This is a genomic window from Pseudoalteromonas sp. S558 (genome assembly GCF_005886635.1).
Lineage (GTDB): Bacteria > Pseudomonadota > Gammaproteobacteria > Enterobacterales > Alteromonadaceae > Pseudoalteromonas > Pseudoalteromonas aliena.
In genome coordinates, this window is sequence record NZ_PNDU01000710.1 from 1 (window position 1) to 220 (window position 220).

Annotated in this window: 1 pseudogene; it reads right to left on the bottom strand. The window is 43.2% G+C overall.

The features are described 5' to 3' along the window. Positions 1 to 18 precede the first annotated feature (18 nt). A pseudogene (locus CWB66_RS22040) lies at positions 19 to 220 on the bottom strand (copper chaperone PCu(A)C); the annotation flags it as partial.

A 220-nucleotide genomic window follows, 5' to 3' on the forward strand; every position in this document is an offset into this window, starting at 1 on the left:
GGAGAGACATACATACTCCTAATTGTGGGAAGGTGGTGTTGTTGACTTAGATTGCTTCGATTGCGAATCTAGCGAGTCCACCTGCGCATTAGTGAAATGGCGGTTGCCATCTCTATAATATAGAGTGAGTTTACGTTCTTGCCCTACTTTTAGTGGCTCTTGTGGCTCTAACACCATTAAATGATAACGACCAGGTTGATAGATTACACTTTCATGGCCT